This window comes from Streptomyces sichuanensis (assembly GCF_020328095.1).
Lineage (GTDB): Bacteria > Actinomycetota > Actinomycetes > Streptomycetales > Streptomycetaceae > Streptomyces > Streptomyces cinnamoneus.
In genome coordinates, this window is the sequence record NZ_JAIXMK010000211.1 from 1 (window position 1) to 6,572 (window position 6,572).

A 6,572-nucleotide genomic window follows, 5' to 3' on the forward strand; every position below is an offset into this window, starting at 1 on the left:
CGCCTGCACCCCTTCGTCCCGGACCAGTTCGGCGACCGCCCGGCGCGCCCCGTCGGCGTCGGACCGGCTGTCGCGCCAGGCCAGCCGGAGGGGCAGGCGGCGCGAGCCGTGCGCGAGGTGCGTCAGCCGGGGTGCCAGCCGCTCCAGTACGAAGGCCAGGGGATCCCCCAGCCGGGCCAGTCGTCCCGTCCGCGGCACGACCGCCCCGATGCACAGTCCTTCCGTCCGGTGCACAGCCACCCTGTTCCCCTCCGTCTACCGCCCGTCCCATGGCGTCGAGGAACAACGTCCCCTCGGAAAAGCCTGGTTGACTCGCGACACCCCGGACCCGGAAGGGTGATTCCGTATCCGGCGGCTCCCGGCGCGGCGCGGACGCGGGTCTTCCGGAACGTCGGGTCGTGGGGGGAACGTGACCCGCGCATGGGACGAATGCCTGGTGCAACCGGCATATCGGACAGCCGTCATCCAGCCGATCTCCCGACGATCAGGAACGCGGGGGCCGCCTGTGCCGTCCGCCCCCGCGTGCGACTGACGGGATGTTGTATACGGAAGATGACACAGGTCACATCGGATGTGATCCACCGTCTGGTCGGATCGTCCAGGTGGGGAGGCCGTCCGGAGCGGTGGCAACTTTCGGCCAGCATTCCTCCGGGCCCCCGGGGCTACTGGCCGGTGCGCCGTGCGTGGGGGTTCGGGCATGACGCACTATGTGGCTGAGCGGTCGGGAGGCAGTCGAGCCTCCCGGTGCCGGAGCACGTCCGTGCCCGGAGCCCGCGTCACTGTGGTGCGGCCGGGCTCCGGCCGCGCGGCCCGGAACGGGGCATCGGCGCCCGGTCCGCGGCAGGGGAGGAACGGCCGGCCGGTAGGGGGAGCCCGGCCGCGAACGGAGCCGTTGAGGTGGGGACCTGTTCGATGTGCTCCGGACGCCCGGCCGGCGTTCCGCGCACACGTCATGCACACGGATGCCGCGCACCGCAACGCGCGGCGTCCGTTCCTTGGGGGGAGAAACACATGGGGCGTTCATCCCGTCCGGTCGCGGGCCTGGCCGCGGCCGTCCTGCTGGCGGTGGGCCTGCCCGCCGCCGGCGCGCAGACAGCAGCGGCCGTGGCGGCCGTACCGCGCGTCGACCTGCGCGTTCTCGTCGTCGACGACGGCGGCCCGGCCGTCGGGGCGATCCGTACCGAACTCGACACCGCCGGCACCCCGTACACCAGGGTCGACCTGGGCGAGCGGGGGCGGCCGCGCATCGACGACGCCTTCCTGAGCGACACCGTGGACGGCAGACCCCGCGCCAAGTACCAGGGCGTGGTGTTACCCAACGACAACCCGTTCGGCGACGGATCGGCGGAGATGGCGGCCGTCGCCGCCTACGAGAAACGGTTCGGCATCCGGCAGGTGGACGCCTACACCTACGCCCGCCCGGCGGTCGGCCTGACCACCGTCCACGCCGGCTCCCTGGACGGCCGGACCGCGCAGGTCACCGCCGAGGGGGCCGCCGGACCGTTCGCCTACCTCAGAAAAAACGTTCCTTTCGAGGACAACGACAGCGGCGTGAACGAAAGCTACGGCTACCTCGGCGCGCCGCTCGACCGGCAGCCGGACGGAGCGTCCTACACCAGCTACCTCGACGCCCCCGTCCCCGACGGGTCCCGGCGCGGCTCACTGGTCGGCCAGTACACCCACGACGGCCGCAGCGAACTCGTCGTCACCTTCGTCTACAACCAGTACCAGAGCCAGTTCCGGCTGCTCTCGCGCGGCATCGTGGAGTGGCTGACCCAGGGCGTCCACCTGGGCGCCTCCCGCAACTACTTCGCCGTCCACGTCGACGACGTCTTCGGCTCCGACGACCGGTGGGACTCCCAGCTCAACTGCACCCCCGGCGACGTCGACTGCCCGCCGGGCACCCACCCGGAGAACGACCCGATCCGGATGACCGCCGCCGACGCGCAATACGCCAGGCAGTGGTCCCGCGACCACGGCCTCACCCTGGACCTGGCCTTCAACGGCGGCGGCAGCGAGGGCTACAAGGAGGCCCACGCGGGCACCGACCCGCTCGCCCGGCAGCTGGTGGCCGACCAGAGCGCCTACCGCTGGATCGACCACACCTACAACCACCCCTTCCTCGGCTGCGTGCAGAACACCTCCGTCGTGCCGTGGAAGTGCGCCACCGACCTGCTGGGCCGCACCCGCTGGACCAGCCGCGCCACCATCACCGCCCAGATCGACGACAACCGGGGCTGGGCGGCCCGGCAGGGCCTGGCCGTCGACAAGGACGAACTGGTCACCGGTGAGCACTCCGGCCTGAGGACCGCGCCGCAGCAGCCCGAGGACAACCCCGAGCTCGCGCCCGCCCTCACCCAGACCCAGGTCGCCTGGCTCGCCAGCGACAACTCGCGGGAGCGCGAACAGCGCCAGGTGGGCCCCTCCCTGACGGTGCCCCGCTACCCCATGAACGTCTTCTACAACGCCGGCAAGGCCACCGAGCAGGTCGACGAGTACAACTGGCTCTACACCCGCAAGGCCGACGGCGGCAGCGGCGTGTGCGAGGGCTCGGCCACCACCACCTGCCTCCCGGCACCCCTGCCGGCCTCCACCGGCTACACCGACTACATCGTGCCGCTGGAGAGCCGGATCGCCCTGGGCCACGTGCTCGCCAACGACCCGCGCCCGCACTTCATCCACCAGTCCAACCTCGCCGAGGAGCGCATCGGCTACCAGGCGCTGGAGAAGATCCTCGCCGACTACCGCGCCCTCTTCGCCGACAGCACCCCGCCCGTCAACCTCCGGATGCGGGACATCGGGACGGAGCTGCGCAAGCGCGCCGCCTGGGCCGCCGCCGTCCGCGAGGGCAAGGTGAGCGCCCACCGCATCGGAGCGGACGTCAGCGTCACCGCGCCCGCCGGCGTCGACGTCAGCGCGACGCTGCCCACCGGCACCGTCCAGGTGCAGGGCACCGGCCGCATCCCCTTCGGCACCGCCTACGCCGGGCTCCGCTCCGGCTGGGCCACCCCCGCCACGGGCGAGGGCTCCCTCGCCTTCGCCCTGGCCGACTCCACCTCCGCGGCCCGCGTCCTCTCCGGGCAGGCCGCCCGGGTGCAGGCACCCGCGGCCGCCCTCCCGGTGCCCCGGGGCGTCACCACCCGGGTGCCCTACGGGCCCGGCGACAGGGCCCGGCGCTGAGGCAGGCCGGCAGCTTCGTGCAGCACCGTCCCGTCGCCGCGCCGCCTTCTGGAGAGAACCGACTTCCATGCACGGACCGTCAGCCGAAACGGCGTCCGCCGCTCCCTCGGTGACCCTGCTCACCGAGGGGACCTACCCGCACAGCCACGGCGGGGTCAGCGTCTGGTGCGACCAGCTCGTCCAGGGCATGCCGGACGTCGACTTCCGCGTCATCGCCGTCACCGGCACCGGCCGCGAAGCGCTCGCCTGGCCGCTGCCCTCCCACGTCCGGGCCGTCCAGACCGTTCCCCTGTGGGGGACGCCCCCGGCCGGCCGCGCACCGCGCGGCCGGGAGATGAAACGCTTCCTCACCTGCTACGAGCAGTTCCTGCTGGCCCTCCTCGACCCCCCGCAGGAACAGCACTTCGCCCGCAGCTTCCACCGCCTCGCCGACCACGCCGAGCGCGGCACGCTCTTCGCCGCCCTGCGCAGCGAGCAGGCGGCCCGCCTGCTCGCCCGCCTCTGGAACCGCCCCCGGCTGGCCACCGCCGCCGCGCGCCCCACGCTCCACGACGCGCTGGCCGCCACCGACCTGCTGGAACACGCCCTGCGCCCGCTCGCCGCGCAGCCGCCCGCCGAGGGGATCACCCACGCGGTGAGCGGCGGCCTGGCCACCCTGCCCGCACTCGTCGCCCACCACCGCCACGGCACACCCTTCCTCCTCACCGAGCACGGCATCTACCTGCGCGAGCGGTACCTCGGCTTCCGCAGTGAGCCCTACCGCTGGCCGGTCAAGGCCCTGATGCTCGGGCTCTTCAGGAAGCTCGCCGAGGAGAGCTACCGGTGCGCGGCGCTCGTCACCCCCGGAAACCGCTACAACCGCCGCTGGGAGGAGCACGGAGGCACCCCGCCCGGCCGCATCCGCACCGTCTACAACGGCGTCGACCCCGCCGCGTTCCCGCCCGCCGGGCCGGAACCGGAGGTCCCGACGCTGAGCTGGGCGGGACGGGTCGACCCCATCAAGGGCCTGGAGACCCTCATCCGTGCCTTCGCGCTCGTCCGGGCCGAGATACCCGACGCCCGGCTGCGCCTGTTCGGCGGCACCCCGCGCGGCGGCGAGGGCTACCGCACCGCCTGTGAGGAACTCGCCGCCGGACTGGGCGTGGCCGACGCCGTCGTCTTCGAGGGCCGCGTCGAGGACATCCGCGACGCCTACGCGGCCGGCAACGTCGTGATGCTCTCCAGCATCAGCGAGGGCTTCCCCTTCACCCTCATCGAGGCCATGTCCTGCGGGCGGGCCACCGTCTCCACCGACGTGGGCGGCGTCCGCGAGGCGGTGGGCGACAGCGGACTGGTCGTCCCGCCCCGCGACCCGCAGAGCATGGCCCGGGCGGCACTGCGGCTGCTGAGGGAGCCGGAGCTGCGGGCCGAGATGGGGCAGGCCGCCCGGCTGCGCGTCATCGAGCAGTTCACCCTCCGGCAGACCATCAGCGCCTTCCGCGACATCTACCACGACCTGTCCGGCCTGACGCGGCCCTTCGCCGTGCCGGAGACCGTCCCCGTCATGGCCCTGGCCGCAGGAGGCGTCCGGTGAGCGGACTGCTGCGGCTCGTCCCCGACGAACCCGAACCGGCCCACGACCTCGCGGTCGCCCCCGCACACACGCGCTCCCGGCCACGGTGGGCCGCCGACCCCCTCGACGAGCTCGCCGAGGAACTGGGCACGGTCTGCGCGGCCGCGGTCCACCCCGACGAGATCGCCGCCGTCCTGGAGGCCGACGGCCTGACGGGCGAACAGATCGCCGAACGCTACGGGCGCACCGACGCCTTCGAGCTGGCGGCCGAGCTCTACGCCCGGGTGCCGCGCAGCCACCCCGAACCCGCCCCCCGCCCCGACCCCTGGCGGGTCGCACCGTGGCCGTTCCTCCTGCGTTCCGTGGTGTTCACCCTGCCCGGCTTCGGCTACGCCCTCGGCTCGCCCCTGCTCGACGGCGGCCGGGACCGCTTCGGGCTGCCCGCGGGCACCGGGGCGCTGGTGGCCTCCGCCCTGATGGCGTGGGCGTGGAACCAGGCGCTCGCCCACCGCGCGTACCTCCGGCTGGCGGCCGGCGGGCGCGCGGCGGCGGGCCGCTGCCTGAGCACGGGCGCCCCGCTCGGCGCCCTGCTCGCCACCGGCGCCGCCGCGGCCGTGGGCGCGCCGGCCGGGGCGCTCGCCTTCGCGGCCGGGCAGGTGCTCTACCTGGCGGCCGCCACCGTCCTGCTGGTCCTCGGCAGGGAACGCCTCCTGCTGCTCGCCCTGCTGCCGACCGCCACCGGGGGAGCGGTGGCCCTCGTCACGCGGCCGCCCGACACCCTGGGCCTCGCCCTGCTGCTCGCCTCCGCCGGGGGCGCGCTCTTCGCCGCCGGGTACGAGCTCGCCCGCACCCGGCGCGAGGCCGAGGGCGTCGACGGGCCGGGGACACCGCTCCTCGCCTCCCTGCCCTACGGCCTGTTCGGCCTGGGCTGCGGCGTCCTGACCACCGTCGCCGCACTCGGCGACGTCCTCGCCCACCACCCGGGCGGCCCGGGCGCGCCGGCCGTCCTGGCACTCACCCTCAGCATGGGCGTCGCGGAATGGCTGCTCCACCGCTGCCGCGGCATGGCCCTGGGCGCGCTCTCCGCCGCCACGACCACCACCGGGCTGCTGCTGAGGGCGGCCCGCGTCCTGGCCCTCTGCGCCACCGGATACCTCGCGGCACTGACCGTCCTCGTGCTGGCCGTGGGCGCCCTGTGGCCCGACGGCCCCCCGCCCACCCCCGCACGCCTGGCCGCCCTCCTGGCGCTCGGGACCGTGCTCTGGTCCGGGCTGCTGCTCCAGGCGTACGGCACGGCCTGGCTCCCGGCGCTGCTCTGCCTGGGCGCCGCCGGCGCGGAGACCTGCGCCCTCGTCCTCCACCTCGCGTCCCCGGCCACCGCCCAACTGGTGGCCTGTACCGGCGCGGCGGCCGCTCTGCTGGCCGCCGCCACCGCTCTGCTCGGCCGGATCACCACGCACCGCTGACCCGTCCGGGCACCGCCGCACCTCCCGCTCTCCCGTCCCCAGAACCTCCCCGCGCTCGTTCCGAAGAGGAGACCCGCATGCCCGTACCCTCACTCGTCGCCGTCACCGGCGCCGAAGGCTTCATCGGTTCCCACCTCGTGGAGGCGCTCGTCGCCGACGGCCACCGCGTCCGCGCGATGGTGCAGTACAACTCCTTCTCGTCCTTCGGCTGGCTGGAGGACCTGCCCGCGGAGGTCATGGACCAGGTCGAGGTGGTCCTCGGCGACGTCCGCGACCCCGGCTCGGTCCAGGGCCTGGTGGCCGGCGCCGAGACCGTCTACCACCTCGCCGCGCTCATCGCGATCCCGTACTCCTACCGGGCCCCGCACAGCTAC

4 protein-coding genes and 1 pseudogene are annotated in these 6,572 nt (G+C 74.5%); 4 read left to right on the top strand and 1 reads right to left on the bottom strand.

Annotation, left to right across the window (positions count from 1 at the left end):
• Window positions 1-240, bottom strand: a pseudogene (locus LE181_RS31135) (ABC transporter substrate-binding protein); the annotation flags it as partial.
• A gap of 771 nt (window positions 241-1,011) precedes the next feature.
• Here LE181_RS31135 and LE181_RS31140 point away from each other — a divergent pair.
• The 4 genes from LE181_RS31140 to LE181_RS31155 form a co-directional block, all read left to right on the top strand.
• Complete coding sequence (locus tag LE181_RS31140; RefSeq protein WP_225664900.1) at window positions 1,012-3,180, top strand: hypothetical protein; 2,169 nt, start codon at window positions 1,012-1,014, stop codon at window positions 3,178-3,180.
• 67 nt (window positions 3,181-3,247) lie between these two features.
• Window positions 3,248-4,753 carry a GT4 family glycosyltransferase PelF gene (gene pelF, locus LE181_RS31145; protein WP_225664902.1) on the top strand — a complete coding sequence of 502 codons (1,506 nt, stop codon included), beginning with the start codon at window positions 3,248-3,250 and terminating at the stop codon, window positions 4,751-4,753.
• Window positions 4,750-6,198, top strand: a complete 1,449-nt coding sequence (locus tag LE181_RS31150) for a hypothetical protein (protein WP_225664904.1) — start codon at window positions 4,750-4,752, stop codon at window positions 6,196-6,198. Before pelF ends, LE181_RS31150 begins: the two co-directional genes overlap by 4 nt.
• Window positions 6,199-6,275: 77 nt before the next feature.
• A partial coding sequence (locus LE181_RS31155; protein WP_225664906.1) for an SDR family NAD(P)-dependent oxidoreductase occupies window positions 6,276-6,572 on the top strand: 297 nt, incomplete at its 3' end.